Origin of the sequence: Actinomycetospora aurantiaca (assembly GCF_037401875.1) — a bacterium.
Taxonomy (GTDB): Bacteria; Actinomycetota; Actinomycetes; order Mycobacteriales; family Pseudonocardiaceae; genus Actinomycetospora; species Actinomycetospora aurantiaca.
On the sequence record NZ_JBBEGN010000002.1, the window covers coordinates 248,355 to 263,876 of the forward strand.

A 15,522-nucleotide genomic window follows, 5' to 3' on the forward strand; every position below is an offset into this window, starting at 1 on the left:
GAGCCTACGTCTCGCCCGGGAGAGCGAACCGGCCGTCGGCCAGCTGCTCGACGAGCCCGTCGACGAGCAGGGAGTCCAGACAGCGGGCGCGCTGGGCGGGGTCGGTGAGCCACGCGGCCTCGAGGGCGGGTGCGTCGACGGGGCCGAAGGCGCCGCGGAGGACGTCGAGCAGCCGCCCGCGCACCTGGCGATCGGTGCCGGCCCAGCGCTGGCCCCTGCGCACGGGCCCGTCCCACGCGGGACGGCCCGCCTGCTGCCACGCACAGAGGTCGGTGACGGGGCAGTCCGCGCAGCGCGGGCCCCGGGCCACGCACACGCAGGCGCCCAGCTCCATGAGCGCGGCGGAGGTGCGGGCGGCCTCGGCCTCGTCGGCGGGCAGGAGCGCCTCGGTGTCGGGCAGGTCGCGGGCGGCGGCGTCACCGGCCTCGGCCCGGCCGTGCACGGCGCGCGCGACGACCCGGCGGACGTTGGTGTCGACCACCGGGCAGCGGCGGCCGTAGGCGAAGGCGGCGACCGCGCGGGCGGTGTAGGCGCCGATGCCGGGCAGGGCGAGGAGGGTGTCGACGTCGTCCGGGACGACGTCGCCGTGCTCGGCCGCGATGACGGCGGCCGCCGCCTGCAGACGCAGCGCCCGGCGCGGGTAGCCCAGCTTCCCCCACGCGCGCAGGACCTCTGCGGTCGGCGCGGCCGCGAGGTCCGAGGGCCGGGGCCAGCGCGCGAGCCACTCCCGCCAGATCGGGTCCACGCGGGCCACCGGCGTCTGCTGGAGCATGATCTCGCTGACCAGGACGCCCCAGCCGGTCACGCCGTCCTCCCGCCACGGGAGGTCGCGGGCGTGGGCGGCGAACCAGGGGAGGAGCCGGTCAGCGACGGCTGAGTGCGCGGGCACCGGCTGATCCTGCCCCTCGGGTGGGTGAGTTCGGGATCCGGCCCGGCGCGGGGCGATCGCGCTGCGCGACTCCACTTCTACGGTGCGTCACATGCTGGAGCCGGTGGGACCGCTCCCGCCGTCGGTGTACTGGCGGCGGCGGGCCGTCGCCGCGATCGTGTCCGTCCTCGTGCTCGCCCTCGTGACGTGGGTGCTCGGTGCGGCGCTGTCCGCGGACGACCCCGACGAGGTGGTCGCCGCGCCGACCCCGGCGGAGGCCCCGCCGTCCCCGGTCGCCTCCCGCAGCGCCCTGGCGGTGCCGCCCGGCGGCTCGGCCGCGCTCGGTCAGCTCGGCGCACCGCCGGCGGCGGCCGCCCCGTCGGGCACCGACCCGGCGCCGGCGCCGGTGCTGCCCGGGGCCGAGCCCGCGGGCCCGAGCGGCGGTGCGACCCCGCCGCTCCTCGGCGCGTCGTCGACCGATCCCCGGCTCGGGCGGGCCGCCACCCCCGCCCCTGCGGCGCCGCCGAGCAGCGCCCCCGCGCCGGCTCCGGGTCCGTGTGCCGACTCCGCGCTGGAGGTCGCCGCGCGGACCGACCGGTCGAGCTACGCCGCGGCGGACCGCCCGCTGTTCAGCCTCGTCGTCACGAACACCGGGACGGCACCCTGCACGCGGGACCTGGGCCCGGCGCGGACCGCGATGGCCGTGGTGCGCAGCGCCGGCGACGGCCTGTGGGGCAGCGACGACTGCGCGCCCGGCGGCGATCCGGACGTCCGCACCCTGGCCCCCGGCCAGGAGCAGGTCATCTCGCTGCGCTGGGCCGGTCGGACCTCCCTGCCGGGCTGCCCCGGGGACCGGGACGCCGTGCCCGCCGGGACCTACCAGCTGCTGACCCGGCTCGACGGGACGATCAGCGACCCCGCGAAGTTCACGATCGCGTCGTCGTAGCGGCCCCCAACCCGACGGCCGCGAGCGCTCCCGCGAGGTCGTCCACCTGCGTCAGCGTCATCCCGGGCGGCGCCACGGTGCCCGGCCCGAACGGGATGATCGCGTTCGGGACGCCCAGCCGCGCCGCCTCCGCGAGCCGCCGGTCGGTGGCCGGGACCCGGCGGATCTCCCCGGTGAGGCCCACCTCGCCCAGGACGACCGTGCCGTACGGCAGTGGCTTCTCCCGGACCGCCGACGCGATCGCGAGGGCGATCGCGAGGTCGGCCGACGGTTCGCGCAGCTTCATCCCGCCGACGGTCGCGGCGAAGACGTCGTACGTGGCGAGTGACACCCGGCAGCGCTGCTGGAGGACCGCGAGGACCTTGAGCACCCGGGACGACTCCAGGTCGGACACCGTGCGGCGGGGCTGGCCCTCCGGTCCGACCTTGGCGACGAGCCCCTGCACCTCGGCCATCAGCGGTCGCTTGCCCTCCATGGCGACGGTGACCGCCTGGCCCGGCACCGTCCCCGTCATCGTCCCGACGAACAGACCCGTCGGATCGGTCACCTCGCTGATGCCGCCGTCGAACATCTCGAAGCAGCCGACCTCGTCCGACGGGCCGAAGCGGTTTTTCAGCCCGCGGACCATGCGCAGCGTCGAGTGGCGCTCGCCCTCGAAGCTCAGCACCACGTCCACCAGGTGCTCCAGGGTGCGCGGGCCCGCGACGGCGCCGTCCTTGGTCACGTGACCGATCAGCACGACCGGCAGGTCCCGCTGCTTGGCCAGCGCGACCAGCGCCGAGGTGACCGCGCGGACCTGGGACACGCCGCCGGCCGTGCCCTCGACGTCGGCCGACCCGACCGTCTGCACCGAGTCGACCACCAGCAGCCCGGGATCGACGGCCTCGACGTGCGCGGCGACCTCCTCCAGGTCGGCCGTCGCGGACAGGAACAGGTGCGGCACGACGGCGTCGGTGCGCTCGGCGCGCAGGCGCACCTGGCCCGCGGACTCCTCACCGGTGACGTAGAGGACCGTGCCGCCCGCCCGGGCGCGCCGCGCGGCGACCTCGAGCAGCAGCGTGGACTTCCCCACCCCGGGCTCGCCCGCGAGCAGGACCACCGCGCCGGGCACCAGGCCGCCGCCCAGCACCCGGTCGAGCTCGCCGACCCCGGTGGGGCGGGACGCGACCGACTCCAGCCCCACCTCGCCGATGGCCCGGACGGGGCTCGACGGGCGCGCGGCCGCCTTCGGGGCCGCGCCGGGGGTGCCGACCGAGGCCGTCGCCGGGAGGCCCTCCTCGATCGTCCCCCAGCCGCCGCAGCCGGGGCAGCGGCCGAGCCACTTCGCCGCGGTCTGGCCGCAGGCGGTGCACTCGAAGGGGCGGGGGCGGGTCTTCGTGCTCACGGTTCGAACACTAGAGCGAACCCCCGACAGCCTCGCCGCGACCCGTCGTCGCGAACGGGTGTCAGCTGGCCGGGACGGTGGGCCCGGTCGAGCTCATGTACACCGGCAGCGTGATCGAGCCGGCCCGCGCGAACGTGAAGGTGACCGGGTAGGTCGGCCCCTCGTGCAGCACCTGGGCGACGGCCGGGAGCGTGATCCGCATCGTCCCGGTCGGCTGGGTCGGCGACGGCGGGCCGACGGGACCGGGCTGGGCGCCGATGATGAAGGTCGAGCTGTTGCCCGGGATCGTCGTGAAGCCCTCGGCGCGGGGCGGACCCGCGTACGGCGTGCTCACCGACACGAGCTGGTCGTCCGCGAGGTCCTGGTTGACGATCGACCCGCGCAGGGTGACCGCCGAACCGGCGGGGACGACCGGCGTCGCGCCCGGGTCGATCGTCACGTCGCGCAGCAGGACCTGCCCGACCGCGCCCTCGGTCCCGGAGACCGAGGAGATCGTGGTGTCGGTCTGCGTGACGGCGCCCGCGCTGCAGCCCGACAGGACCAGGGCGGCCGCGCCGAGCAGGGTGGCGGCGAGCAACGCGGTCCGCGGGCGGCCCGTCGGTCGGCGGGTCATGGCGCGTGGTCCTCCTCGGATTCTCTGCTCCCGGCTCCGCCGCGCGCCGCAGCGGGCGTCGCCTCGGATCGGCGTCACCCTAGCCCCCGCGCGCGCGGCGGGGCGCGTCCGACGGGCACCTCTCACGCCGCCGGACAACCCTCCCGACCTCGGGGAGCATGGCCCCGCGCCACTTGTCAACCCCCTGACCTGCGAAGACGGTGCAATCCCCCTCCGACGACGTGTCGCGGACGTGTTAACCTGGGGGCAGCGAAAGGGGCTAGAGGACACATGGTTTTCAAGGTCGGCGAGACCGTCGTCTACCCGCACCACGGTGCCGCTCTCATCGAGGCGATCGAGACCCGGACGATCAAGGGCGAGGAGAAGAAGTACCTCGTCCTGAAGGTTGCCCAGGGCGACCTCACGGTCCGGGTCCCCGCGGACAACGCCGAGATCGTCGGCGTCCGCGACGTGGTCGGCCAGGAGGGTCTGGACCGGGTGTTCGAGGTGCTGCGAGCCCCACACACCGAGGAGCCGACCAACTGGTCGCGCCGCTACAAGGCGAACCTCGAGAAGCTCGCGTCGGGTGACGTCAACAAGGTGGCCGAGGTCGTGCGCGACCTGTGGCGACGGGAGAAGGACCGCGGCCTGTCGGCCGGCGAGAAGCGGATGCTCGCCAAGGCCCGGCAGATCCTCGTGAGCGAGCTCGCGCTCGCCGAGGGCACCGACGAGGTGGCCGCCGAGTCCCTGCTGGACCAGGTGCTCGCCTCCTAGAGGTGGGCGTCGCTGCCGTCGTCCCGGCGGCCGGTTCCGGGCTGCGGCTCGGAGCCGGGATGCCGAAGGCGCTCGTGCGGGTCGCGGGGGTCGCGATGGTGGCCCGCGCGGTCGACGGACTCCTCGCGTCGGGCGTGGTCGACGACGTCGTCGTCGTCGCGCCCCCGGAACACCTCGACGCGATGGCCGAGGTGACGACGGCGGGTCGCGTCGTGCCCGGAGGGCCCGACCGCGTGGCCTCCGTGGCGCTCGGCCTGGCCGAGGTGCGGGACGCGAACGTCGTGCTGGTGCACGACGCCGCCCGATGCCTGTGTCCCGCCTCGGTGGTGGCGTCCGTGGTGGCTGCCGTCCGCGCCGGTCACGGTGCCGTCGTCCCGGCCATCCCGGTCGCCGACACGGTGCGGCGGGTCGACGCCGACGGACACGTGGTGGACCTCGTGGACCGCACCGGGCTGCTGGCCGTCCAGACGCCGCAGGGCTTCGACGCCGAGGTGCTGCGGCGTGCGCACGCCGCGGCCGGCGAGCTCCGGGCCACCGACGACGCCGGACTGGTCGAGGCGATCGGGGGCGAGGTCGTCACCGTGCCGGGTGATCCCCGGGCGTTCAAGATCACATCGGCGCTGGACCTGGCGATGGCGGAGGCGTTGGTGCGCACGGAGCTCGAGCCGTGAGGGTCGGGATCGGCACGGACGTACACCCGCTCTCGGTCGACGCGCCGTGCTGGGTGGCGGGTCTGCTCTGGGAGGGCGAAGCCGGCTGCGCGGGCCACTCCGACGGTGACGTCGCGGCCCACGCGCTCTGCGACGCGATGCTCTCGGCCGCGGGGCTCGGCGACGTCGGGGCGGTGTTCGGCACGGGCCGCCCGGAGTGGGCGGGGGCGTCCGGCGTGCGGTTGCTCGGTGAGGTGCGTCGGCTCGTCCACGACGACGGGTGGACCCTCGGCAACGCCGCGGTGCAGGTGATCGGCAACCGCCCGAAGATCGGGACCCGTCGTCGGGAGGCCGAGTCGGTGCTCTCCGAGGCGGTCGGCGGCCCGGTGTCGGTGTCCGGCACGACGTCCGACGGTCTCGGCCTGACGGGCCGCGGCGAGGGCCTGGCCGCCGTCGCGACGGCGTTGCTGCTGCCGCGCTGATCTCGCCCCGGACCGGTCCGTTGCGCCCCGCACATGGCGGCCCTGGAGCTCGACCCTCGGTGCACGGCTCGGTCCCGGTTCCACGGAACGGCCCCCACGCGGGCCGGTGGCGTGCTTGCCTCCTGGGGTGTTCGACGTGAACTGGGACGCGCGGTCGCACGCCGACATCCACGCCCAGCTGCAGGGTCGGGGCGGGGGCTTCACCGACGCGGGCGGGGCGTGGAACTCGCTGGCCTCGCGGCTGCGGGAGGTGGCGGGGTCCGTCGAGCGGGCGACGTCGGGCATCGCGGCCACCCGGACCGGGGTGGCGGCGCAGGCGGCGGGCGGGGCCGTCGGGCCGATGGGGCCGTGGGCGGAGCAGGCACGGACGTTCAGCGATGCGGTGGGGTCCGCGTCGCACGAGCAGAACCGGGCCCTCGCGGCGACGCGTTCGGCGGTGGGCCCGCCCGTGCCGAAGCCGCCGGTGGCCCTGCAGACCTGGGAGGGCGTCGGGGCGCTCGCCGCCCTGGACGTGGACTCCGCGGAGAACTCCTCGCTCGACGCCGAACGACGGGCGCGGGCCGCGATGGGGCGCTACCAGGAGTTCAGCTCGCTGCGGGCGTCGGAGCTGCCGCAGTTCTCCTCGCCGGTCCAGGAGGCGCCCCGGATCCAGCTGGTGGCAGGAGGCGGTGCCGCGACCCCGGGCGGACCCGGAGGCGGACCCGGAGCCGCCGGGCCGGGCGCTGTGTCTCCGGGAGCGGCGGTACCCGGGGCGGCGCCAGGAGCGGTGGTACCCGGGGCGGCGCCAGGAGCGGCGGTACCCGGGGCAGCCAGCCCGGGCGGACCGGGCGGCCCGGGAGCGGCCGCGCCCGGCCCGACGGTCCCCGGCGCCGGCGGGCCGCCGACAGCACCCAGAGCCACCACCCCTGCCGCCACCGGACCCGGCAGCGCGGCGCCCGCGGGAGCCGCGACGGGAAGCACCGCCCCGGGGAGCGCTCCGCCCACCGGCGCCACGCCGACGACCGCCGCGCCCGGAGGACCCACCCCCGGCGGCGTCACGCCCGCGCCGGGCGCGTCCGTCCCCGGCGCCCCCACGACCATTCCCCGCGCGCCGGGCGTGACCCCGCTCCCGACCGGGACGCCACCCCCGACCGTCGAGCGCATCCCGATCCGCCCGGCCCTGCCGTCGGCGGAACCACCGGTCCCGGGGACCTCGTTCGGTCCGAGTTCGAGTCCCAGCCCGTCCCCGAGCCCGAGCCCCGCCGGCAACCCGTCCACACCCGCCGTCCGGACCCCGCTCGACGCCACCGCCCGCAGCCCGATCCTCGAGCCCGCGGTCGCCGCGCGCCCCACGACCACGCCGGCGGGCGCCCTGCCCTTCGCGCCGATCGGCGGCGTCGCGGGCGGTGGGGGAGGGGACCAGCGCCTGCCCCGCGCGGCGTACCTGGTCGAGGACGACCCCGATGCCATCGCGGGCGATCTCCCCCGCGTCGCCCCGCCGGTGATCGGCGAGTGATCCCGGCGCGGCGGATGCACCTCGAGCGGGACGCGGTCGTCGCCGCCTGGCGCCACCTGGGCCTCGGCGACCGCCCGCCGCTGCTCGAGGTCCCCGACCACGGCACGACGCTCTCCGCCCGCGACGCCGCCGACCACGCCGCGCTCTGCGGTCTCCGCCGGCGCGGGCTGGCCCGGACCGGTCCCGACGGCGGGCCGGTGCCGGTCGCCGACCTCGCCGACGCCCTCCGCGTCCTCGCCCACCCCGAGGTCGACGTCGACCTGCGCTGCTGGGCCCCCGACCCGACCGGGTGGTTCGCCGCCGTCGCGGGCGAGCTCGCCGTCGTCGTGGAACCCGGCCCGGACCACCGCTGGACCCTCGACGTCACCGCCCGACCACCCGCCGCGACGTCCGCCGAGCTCGTCGCCGACCTCGCGCGGAGCCTCCTGGCCCGGCTCCCCGACGTCCGCCCGCTGCCCGGCACGGCCCTGACCGTCCCGGCCGACGTCCTCTTCGCCGGGGCGCCCACCCACCGCCTGCCACCCGCCGTCGGGAACCGTCTGGCGTCGTTGCGGGCCGAGCCGCCACGGCGGCGGATGCAGCTGGGCGCGCACGTCCGTTCCCGACGGCGGGTCGGGCCGGTCACCGCGGTCGACGCGGCCGAGGGCCGGATGCTCGTGGAGGTCGAGGGCGAGGTGGTCCGGGTCCGCCCCGCCGACCGGGCCGCGATCGCGCGTGCCCTGGCGTCGAGGACCTGACGGAGGGCAGCGCAGGGGCCGTGACCTGCCGTCCGTAGGATCCGACTGGTGAGCCTGCACCTGTACGACACCGCTGCACGCGCGCTGCGGGAGTTCCACCCGCAGCACGAGGGCCGGGCGTCGATCTACGTGTGTGGGGCCACCGTGCAGGGAGTACCGCACGTCGGGCACGTCCGGTCCAGTGTGAACTTCGACGTCCTGCGCCGGTGGCTGGTCCACCAGGGGCTCGACGTCGCCCTGGTGCGCAACGTCACCGACATCGACGACAAGATCCTGTCGAAGGCCGCCGAGGCCGGTCGGCCGTGGTCGGAGTGGGCCGCGACGCACGAGCGCGCCTTCACCGCCGCGTTCGACGCCCTGGGCTGCCTCCCGCCGTCGGTGGAGCCGCGGGCGACCGGGCACGTCACCGAGATGATCGAGCTGATCTCCCGGCTGATCGACTCCGGCCACGCCTACCCCTGCGACAACGGCTCCGGCGACGTGTACTTCGCCGTCGGGACGTGGCCGACCTACGGCTCGCTCTCCGGGCAGAAGCCGGACGAGATGGAGCAGGGCGAGGCGGCGTCGCGGGGCAAGCACGACCCGCGCGACTTCACGTTGTGGAAGGCCGCGAAGCCGGGTGAGCCGAGCTGGCCGACCCCCTGGGGACGCGGCCGTCCCGGCTGGCACCTGGAGTGCTCGGCGATGGCGACCCGGTACCTCGGGCCGTCGTTCGACATCCACGGCGGCGGGCTGGACCTGGTGTTCCCGCACCACGAGAACGAGCGGGCCCAGTCCAACGCCGCCGGCGACGGCTTCGCGAACTTCTGGCTGCACAACGCCTGGGTGACGATGTCCGGGGCGAAGATGTCGAAGTCGCTGGGCAACACGCTGACGATCCCGGCCGTGCTCGACCGGGTCCGCGCGGTGGAGCTGCGCTACTACCTGGTGGCGCCGCACTACCGTTCGACGGTCGAGTACTCCGAGGCCGCGCTGGCGGAGGCCGCGTCGGCCTACCGACGGATCGAGACGTTCGTGCGGCGCGTGGCCGAGCGCATCGGCCCGGTGCCCGCCACCGGGGGCGACCTCACCGCCTTCACCGCCGCCATGGACGACGACCTCGGGACGCCGTCCGCGCTCGCCGCCGTGCACGAGCAGGTGCGGCACGGCAACAGCGCGCTCGACGAGGGCGACCGCGCCGGTGCGCTGGCTGCCGCGACGGCCGTCCGGGAGATGACCGGGGTGCTCGGCCTCGACCCGCTCGACCCGCACTGGGCCGGAGCGGAGGCGGCCGGCGGGACGAGCGCCCGCTCGGCGCTCGGCGCCCTGGTCGACGACCTCCTGACCGAGCGGGCCACCGCCCGGAAGAGCCGGGACTTCGCCCGCGCGGACGCGATCCGTGACCAACTGACCGCCGCCGGCGTCGGGATCGAGGACACCCCCGACGGACCGGTCTGGACCCTGAAGGACGACGAGCAGTAGCGATGGCAGGAAACTCGCGCCGCCCCGGTGCGCGGCGCAACCCCGGCACGAAGAAGGGCCCGACGAAGGGCTCCGGCGGCAACCGCGCCAAGGGGCTCGAGGGCAAGGGCCCGACGCCCAAGGCGGAGAACCGTCCCAACCACAAGGCCTACGAGGGCGGCGGCAAGACCGGGAAGTCCGGTCAGGGGAACCCGACGGGCAGGGGCGGCCCGGCCCGGCGACCCACGGGCGCCGCGTCGCGGACCGGCGGCGGGGGCACGGGCGGCACCAACGCCGGTCGCGGGCGCGGCGCCCCGACCCGGCGGGAGAGCCCGGACGGCCCGCAGGTGGTCGTCGGTCGCAATCCCGTCGTCGAGAGCCTGCGGGCGAACGTCCCGGCGACGGCGCTGCACGTGGCGCAGGGCATCGACATCGACGACCGCGTCCGCGAGGCGCTGCGCACGGCCGGCGACCGCGGGATCAGCGTGCTCGAGGTGCCGCGCGCGGACGTCGAGCGGCTGGCCGACGGGTCGGTGCACCAGGGCCTCGCACTCTCCGTCCCCGCGTTCGAGTACCTGCACCCCGACGACCTGCTCGAGGAGGCCCGGCAGGCGGCGCACCTCGCGCGGGTCGAGCCGCTGCTGGTCGCGCTGGACGGCGTCACCGACCCGCGCAACCTCGGTGCGGTGATCCGCTCGGCGGCGGCGTTCGGGGCGCACGGGGTGCTGCTGCCGCTGCGGCGGTCGGTGGGGGTCACGCCGGTGGCGTGGCGGACGTCGGCGGGCGCCGCGGCGCGCCTGCCGATCGGCCGGGCGACCAACCTCTCCCGCACCCTGGGCGCCTGGAACGACGACGGGTTCGTGACGGTCGGGCTCGACGGCGAGGTCCGGACGACGATCGACGACCTGGATGCCGTCGCCGGCCCGGACGCCGCGCGCGGCCCCGTCGTGCTCGTCGTCGGTTCGGAGGGCAAGGGCCTGTCGCGCCTGGTCCGCGAGACGTGCACGGGCACCGTCGCGATCCCGATGGCGGGCGACGTCGAGTCGCTCAACGCCTCGGTCGCGGCGGGCGTCGCACTGGCCGAGGTGGCGCGGCGGCGGCGGGCGGCGTAGCCGGGTTCCGTACGAACGGGCCGTTCGTCACGGTAGAAGGTGACGAACGGGCCGCTCGTACGTTCCGGGTCAGCGCGCCAGCCATCCCTGCAGCTCGGCCACCGTCTCGGCCGGTGCCTCCTCGGGGATGAAGTGGCCGCTGGGCATCGACCGGCCCCGGACGTCGGTCGCGTACCGGCGCCACACGGCGAGCGGGTCGTAGGCCTTCCCGACGAAGCCGTGCTCGCCCCACAGCACGAGGGTGGGGCACTCGACGCGCCGCCCGGACTCCCAGGTCTCCTCGTCGTCGGCGAGGTCGACCGAGGCGCCCGCCTTGTAGTCGGCGGTGGTGGCGGCGATCGTGGCCGGGTCGGAGAACGCCGCGACGTAGTGGTCCATGACCTCCGGCGCGATCGTGACGCCGGGTGCGAGCAGCCGCTCGACCATCGTGCGGATCCAGAACTCCGGCGCCCCGGCGAGCAGGGTCTCCGGGACGTCGCCGCCGGTGGCCAGGAAGAACCAGTGGAAGTAGCCGAACGCCAGGGCCTTGTCGACGTTCGCGAACACGTGGCGGGTCGGGACGATGTCGAGCAGCGCGAGCCGGGCGACGGCGTCCGGGTGGTCGAGGGTCAGCCGGTGCGCGACCCGGGCGCCCCGGTCGTGGCCCACGAGGTCGAACCGGTCGAAGCCCAGCGTGCGCATGACGGCGAGCTGGTCGGCGGCCATGGCGCGCTTGCCGTAGTTCCGGGCGTCCGCGTCGGGAGCCGGCTTGTCCGAGGCCCCGTAGCCGCGCAGGTCGGTGACGACGACGGTGTGGTCGCGCGCGAGCTCGGGCGCCACGTCGCGCCACATCAGGTGGGTCTGCGGGTAGCCGTGCAGCAGCAGCACCGGGCTCCCGGACCCGCCGACCGCGACGTTGACCGACGTCCCCTCGGCGTCGATCTTCCGGTACGTGAACGGCTCGGGCAGCTGGGACATCGACGTCCTTCCCGACGACAGGGTGGGTCCGGCGCCGTTGGCGGTGGGCGCCCTCCGGCGAATCTATTGAGCGACGGGGCCCTTCGCTCAGGAGGGCGGCGGGGCACGGCGACCTGGCGGTGGGCGCCCACCGGCGGCTAGTTCGACTGGAGGGCGCCTTCGGTCGAATCGGCGGGCGACGCGCCGCTCGACTCCGCCACCTCGTCGTCGACCCCGGCCGTCGGGCGCCCGCCGCGCCGCGCCGGCACGTGCAGCTCCGTCTCCTCCGTCCGCCCGCGCAGCTGCCGCGTCCCGTGGGTGCACCAGCGGGAGGCCTCGTCGCCCGCCCGGGACACCGCCGCCCCGGAGGCCACCACGGCGCCCTCGACGTCCTTGGCCAGGTCGCAGAGCCGGGCGGCCTCGTTCACCGGGTCGCCGATGACGGTGTACTCGTAGCGGCGGCGGTCGCCGATGTTCCCGGCGACCGCCTCGCCCGCCGAGATCCCGATGCCGGCACCCAGCGAGTCCGACGACGCGAACACCTCCTCGGCCAGCCGTGCCCCCATGACCCGGCCCGCGGCGAGGGCCGATCCGGCGGCGTCGTCCAGTGCCGTCGGCGCGCCGAAGACGGCCAGGGCCGCGTCGCCCTCGAACTTGTTGATCCACCCGCCGTGGCGCTCCACGACGTCGATGACGACCGCGAAGAACTCGTTGAGCAGCTCCACCACCTCGTTCGGCGGGCGGATGGCGGCGAGGGTGGTCGAGCCGACCAGGTCGACGAACAGCACCGCGACCTCGCGGACCTCCCCGCCCAGCTCGACGTCGTTCTCCAGGGCGTGCCGGGCGACGTCCTCGCCGACCTGGCGGCCGAACAGGTCGCGGACCCGCTCACGTTCGCGCAACCCGTCGACCATGCGGTTGAAGCCCGCCTGGAGCAGGCCGAGCTCGGTGGTGTCGAAGACCGGGACGTCGGCGTCGAGGTCGCCGCTCTCGACCTTCTTGAGGGCCCGCCGCACCGCGAGCACGGGGGCGTGGGTGGACATCGCGGTCAGCGTGATCACCGTGCCGCCGAGCACCAGCGCGACCCCGGCCAGCACGACCACCACGATCGCGAGCCGCTCGAGGGTGTACCCGCCGATCGTCAGCGCCGCGATCCCGGCGAGCAGGACCCCGAGCAGCGGCGTCGCGGTCCCGAACAGCCAGCCGCCCACGGTGCGCATGAGCACGCCCGGCAACATCGATCCCGACGGCGGGCGCTCGGTGAGCACCCGGCGCGCCGACGAGCGCAGCACGACCTCGACGAGCCGGTAGGTGATCGACACGGTCGCGATGCCGCCGAGCACCACCGTCGCACCGACCTGGAAACCGATCCGGCCGGACGAGAACACGTTGAGCAGCACGAACAGCGCGGCCGCGACGACCCACAGGACCGTCTGCACGAGGGCGAGCCGCAGCGGGCCGCGCAGCACCACCCGGCGGACGCGCAGGAACTGCTTCTCCCGCGCCCGGTCGTCGGCGTCCTCGGGCAGGGCGGGCACCCGCATCCGGCGGTGGCCCCACAGCGCCCCGACGACGACCGCGACGAACAGGTAGGGCCCGAAGACGACGAGGTTGCGGGTCAGGGCGCCCGGGTCCTGCGAGAGCGTCTCGGTCGGCAGCACCCAGGCGGCGAGCACGAGGACGACGCCGGCGCCGATCACGTTCGGCAGCACCACGACGAGGACCAGTGCCACCCGGGTGAACGGGCCCAGGCCCGCGGACCGGCGGGCGCGCGCCGCCGTGCGTGTCATGGAGGGACCCTAGCGATCCGATCGCCGCATCGATGCGCGGACGATCGGCCGAACGGGAACCCGGCCGGGTGATCGCTACCATGCGAGACATGCCGGTGCCCGCACTCGTGCACCGCGGGATCGCCTACACCGACTCCGCGGCGCTCGGCGCGGCCCTGACCCCGGCCGTGGCGGCCGCCCTGGACGAGGGCCGCGCGGTGACGGTGGCCCTCGAGCCGGCCACCGCCGAGTCCCTGCGCCAGGGGCTGGGGGGCGCCGGGCTCTCGGTGGAGTTCCTCGACATCACCCGGCCCGCCCGCCAGGACGCGTTCCAGCTCGCCGCCCGGCGGGCGACCGCCGTCGCGCAGGCCGCGCGGCTCGGCGTCGGGAGCCTGCTGATCACCGAGCACGCCGACCACCGGGGCCGCCCGGACGCCTACTGGCTGCGCCTCGAGGCGGCGCTCGACGCCGCCCTGGCCCGGCTCCCGGTGACCCTGTGGTGCGCCTACCTCGCGGACGAGCCGGCCTACGTGCAGTGCCATCCCGAGCTCGGTCCGCTGAGCGAGCAGCACCGCAACCCGGACTACCGGACCCCGCCCGACGTCGTGCACGACCTCCCCGGCGTCACGGTGCCCCCGCCGCCGGCGCACGCGACGCACTGGGACTTCGGGGCGGCGGACCTCGGTCCGCTGCGCCGGCAGCTCGCGGCCGCCGTCGGGGCGTCGGGTCTCGACGACGAGGCGGGCGAGGACCTCGTGTACTCGTGCAGCGAGGTCGCGACGAACGCGGTCGAGCACGGCGGCGGGACCGGCACCGTCTGGACCTGGGCCGACGGCGACGACGTCGTCTGCCAGGTCGCCGACACCGGCCGCGTCACCGACCCGTTCCCCGGCGTGGTGCCGCCGGCGCTGGACCAGGACCGCGGGCGCGGGCTCTGGCTGGCCCGGGCGCTCTGCGACGACGTCGACGTGGCGTCGGGGCCGGGGGGCACGGTCGTGCGGCTGGCGCGGCGGCGGGTGCGCAGCGAGCCGATCAGTCGACAGGTCGGCTGACCTGCCACGTCGGGCGAGCACGAGTGGCGGTCGCGACACGGAGGAGGGCACGAACCGGACGCGAGCGGTGGCCCTAGATCGAAACAGTCGCTACGTTGCGCAGGTGGCAGAGGCACTCGAGGGGCGGAGATCCACGCGTCGCACCGCGACGCTGGCCTCGCTGGCCGCTGAGCTCGGGGTGTCCCGGACGACGGTCTCCAACGCCTACAACCGCCCCGACCAGCTCTCCCCGGCGCTGCGCCGCCGCGTGCTCGACACGGCGCGCCGCCTGGGCTACCCCGGCCCCGACCCGGTCGCTCGCTCCCTGCGGACCCGCAAGGCAGGCGCCGTCGGACTGCTGCTCACCGAGGCGCTGTCCTACGCCTTCCGCGACCCGGTGGCCATCCAGTTCCTCGAGGGCCTGGCGCTCGCGTGCGAGGACAACGGGTCGGGCCTGCTGCTGGTGCCGGTGAGCCCGGAGGCCGAGGACGTCGGGGCGGTCGCGCGGGCCGGTGTCGACGGCTTCGTCGTCTACTCCATGCCCGACGACGACGAGCACTTCGCGGCGGTCCTCGAGCGGCCCGTCCCGGTGGTGGTGTGCGACCAGCCGACCGACGTCCCGGACGTCGACCGCGTGGGCATCGACGACCAGGCCGCCATGGTCGAGCTCGCCGAGCACCTCGCGGCCCTGGGCCACCGCCGGGTCGGCGTGCTGTGCATGCGGCTGTCGACCGACCGCAACGACGGGTTCGCGTCGGTGGGACGGCAGGACTCGGCGCGCTACGAGGTCCAGCGGCGCCGGCTCGCCGGGCTGCGGGACGGGTTCACGGCCGCCGGGGTGGACTGGTCGACCGTGCCCGTGGTGGAGCGCTTCGACCACACCGAGGCCGCCGGCGGGTCCGCGTTCGACCAGCTCGTCGAGCGCAACCCCGAGGTGACCGCGGTCGTCTGTACCTCGGACATCCTGGGCCTCGGCGCGCTCCGGGCAGCGCGTGCCGCGGGCCGCGACGTGCCCGGCGACCTGACGATCACCGGCTTCGACGGCGTCCCCGCGGCCGAGCGCGCGGGCCTGACGACGGTGCGCCAGCCGTCGTTGGACAAGGGCCGCGCCGCGGGTGAGCTGCTGCTCGACCGCGGTGACCGGCAGCGCTCGCGCACGCTGTTGCTGCCGACGGAGCTGATGGTCCGCGCGACGTCGGGCCCGCCGCCGTCGCGCTGAGCGGGTGTCCCGCGCCGGTGTCAGCAGTGCGGCCATGCTGACACTGGACGTCACAAGAGCCGCATTCTCGACGACGGGAGCCGCGCC

15 protein-coding genes are annotated in these 15,522 nt (G+C 76.0%); 10 read left to right on the forward strand and 5 right to left on the reverse strand.

Going from position 1 to position 15,522, the window contains the following annotated elements; translation table 11 throughout:
* Window positions 1-4: 4 nt before the first annotated feature.
* Window positions 5-889 (reverse strand): HhH-GPD family protein, encoded by an 885-nt coding sequence (locus WCD74_RS05745; protein WP_337693876.1) that lies wholly within the window; start codon window positions 887-889, stop codon window positions 5-7.
* A 91-nt stretch (window positions 890-980) separates the two neighbouring features.
* Here WCD74_RS05745 and WCD74_RS05750 point away from each other — a divergent pair, with 91 nt between their 5' ends.
* Window positions 981-1,814 carry a hypothetical protein gene (locus WCD74_RS05750; RefSeq protein WP_337693877.1) on the forward strand — a complete coding sequence of 278 codons (834 nt, stop codon included), beginning with the start codon at window positions 981-983 and terminating at the stop codon, window positions 1,812-1,814.
* Here the strand turns inward: WCD74_RS05750 and radA are convergent.
* Both radA and WCD74_RS05760 read right to left on the reverse strand, forming a co-directional pair.
* Window positions 1,795-3,198, reverse strand: coding sequence for a DNA repair protein RadA (radA, locus tag WCD74_RS05755; protein ID WP_337693878.1), 1,404 nt, complete (start codon window positions 3,196-3,198; stop codon window positions 1,795-1,797). The two genes, WCD74_RS05750 and radA, sit on opposite strands and share 20 nt — an antisense overlap.
* Before the next feature lie 61 nt (window positions 3,199-3,259).
* Window positions 3,260-3,811, reverse strand: a complete 552-nt coding sequence (locus WCD74_RS05760; protein ID WP_337693879.1) for a copper chaperone PCu(A)C domain-containing protein — start codon at window positions 3,809-3,811, stop codon at window positions 3,260-3,262.
* Between the two features lie 270 nt (window positions 3,812-4,081).
* Here WCD74_RS05760 and WCD74_RS05765 point away from each other — a divergent pair, with 270 nt between their 5' ends.
* From WCD74_RS05765 to rlmB, 7 genes are all read left to right on the forward strand, one after another.
* A complete protein-coding gene (locus WCD74_RS05765; protein ID WP_116707106.1) occupies window positions 4,082-4,564 on the forward strand; it encodes a CarD family transcriptional regulator in 483 nt (160 codons plus the stop codon).
* 2 nt (window positions 4,565-4,566) lie between these two features.
* Window positions 4,567-5,235, forward strand: coding sequence for a 2-C-methyl-D-erythritol 4-phosphate cytidylyltransferase (ispD, locus tag WCD74_RS05770; protein ID WP_337693880.1), 669 nt, complete (start codon window positions 4,567-4,569; stop codon window positions 5,233-5,235).
* The gene (gene ispF / locus WCD74_RS05775) at window positions 5,232-5,696 is read left to right on the forward strand and encodes a 2-C-methyl-D-erythritol 2,4-cyclodiphosphate synthase (RefSeq protein ID WP_337693881.1); all 465 of its coding nucleotides are present in this window, start codon (window positions 5,232-5,234) and stop codon (window positions 5,694-5,696) included. The genes ispD and ispF overlap by 4 nt, the downstream gene beginning before the upstream one ends.
* Window positions 5,697-5,832: 136 nt before the next feature.
* A complete protein-coding gene (locus WCD74_RS05780) occupies window positions 5,833-7,191 on the forward strand; it encodes a hypothetical protein (RefSeq protein WP_337693882.1) in 1,359 nt (452 codons plus the stop codon).
* Complete coding sequence (locus WCD74_RS05785) at window positions 7,188-7,928, forward strand: ESX secretion-associated protein EspG (RefSeq protein ID WP_337693883.1); 741 nt, start codon at window positions 7,188-7,190, stop codon at window positions 7,926-7,928. The genes WCD74_RS05780 and WCD74_RS05785 overlap by 4 nt, the downstream gene beginning before the upstream one ends.
* Before the next feature lie 48 nt (window positions 7,929-7,976).
* On the forward strand, window positions 7,977-9,389 hold the full coding sequence (gene cysS / locus WCD74_RS05790) for a cysteine--tRNA ligase (protein WP_337693884.1): 1,413 nt from the start codon (window positions 7,977-7,979) through the stop codon (window positions 9,387-9,389).
* A 2-nt stretch (window positions 9,390-9,391) separates the two neighbouring features.
* A complete protein-coding gene (rlmB, locus tag WCD74_RS05795; protein ID WP_337693885.1) occupies window positions 9,392-10,480 on the forward strand; it encodes a 23S rRNA (guanosine(2251)-2'-O)-methyltransferase RlmB in 1,089 nt (362 codons plus the stop codon).
* 69 nt (window positions 10,481-10,549) lie between these two features.
* Here the strand turns inward: rlmB and WCD74_RS05800 are convergent, their stop codons facing one another.
* Both WCD74_RS05800 and WCD74_RS05805 read right to left on the reverse strand, forming a co-directional pair.
* Complete coding sequence (locus WCD74_RS05800; protein WP_337693886.1) at window positions 10,550-11,437, reverse strand: alpha/beta fold hydrolase; 888 nt, start codon at window positions 11,435-11,437, stop codon at window positions 10,550-10,552.
* 137 nt (window positions 11,438-11,574) lie between these two features.
* The gene (locus WCD74_RS05805) at window positions 11,575-13,206 is read right to left on the reverse strand and encodes an adenylate/guanylate cyclase domain-containing protein (protein WP_337693887.1); all 1,632 of its coding nucleotides are present in this window, start codon (window positions 13,204-13,206) and stop codon (window positions 11,575-11,577) included.
* Between the two features lie 89 nt (window positions 13,207-13,295).
* Here WCD74_RS05805 and WCD74_RS05810 point away from each other — a divergent pair, with 89 nt between their 5' ends.
* Window positions 13,296-14,237 (forward strand): ATP-binding protein, encoded by a 942-nt coding sequence (locus WCD74_RS05810; protein ID WP_337693888.1) that lies wholly within the window; start codon window positions 13,296-13,298, stop codon window positions 14,235-14,237.
* 103 nt (window positions 14,238-14,340) lie between these two features.
* Complete coding sequence (locus WCD74_RS05815) at window positions 14,341-15,435, forward strand: LacI family DNA-binding transcriptional regulator (RefSeq protein ID WP_337693889.1); 1,095 nt, start codon at window positions 14,341-14,343, stop codon at window positions 15,433-15,435.
* Window positions 15,436-15,522 lie beyond the last annotated feature (87 nt).

Coding starts and splice junctions, on each gene's coding strand:
- WCD74_RS05810 (WP_337693888.1), top strand. CDS start 13,296: ATGCCGGTGCCCGCACTCGTGCACCGCGGGATCGCCTACACCGACTCC.
- WCD74_RS05750 (WP_337693877.1), top strand. CDS start 981: ATGCTGGAGCCGGTGGGACCGCTCCCGCCGTCGGTGTACTGGCGGCGG.
- WCD74_RS05805 (WP_337693887.1), bottom strand. CDS start 13,206: ATGACACGCACGGCGGCGCGCGCCCGCCGGTCCGCGGGCCTGGGCCCG.
- WCD74_RS05760 (WP_337693879.1), bottom strand. CDS start 3,811: ATGACCCGCCGACCGACGGGCCGCCCGCGGACCGCGTTGCTCGCCGCC.
- rlmB (WP_337693885.1), top strand. CDS start 9,392: ATGGCAGGAAACTCGCGCCGCCCCGGTGCGCGGCGCAACCCCGGCACG.
- WCD74_RS05765 (WP_116707106.1), top strand. CDS start 4,082: ATGGTTTTCAAGGTCGGCGAGACCGTCGTCTACCCGCACCACGGTGCC.
- WCD74_RS05800 (WP_337693886.1), bottom strand. CDS start 11,437: ATGTCCCAGCTGCCCGAGCCGTTCACGTACCGGAAGATCGACGCCGAG.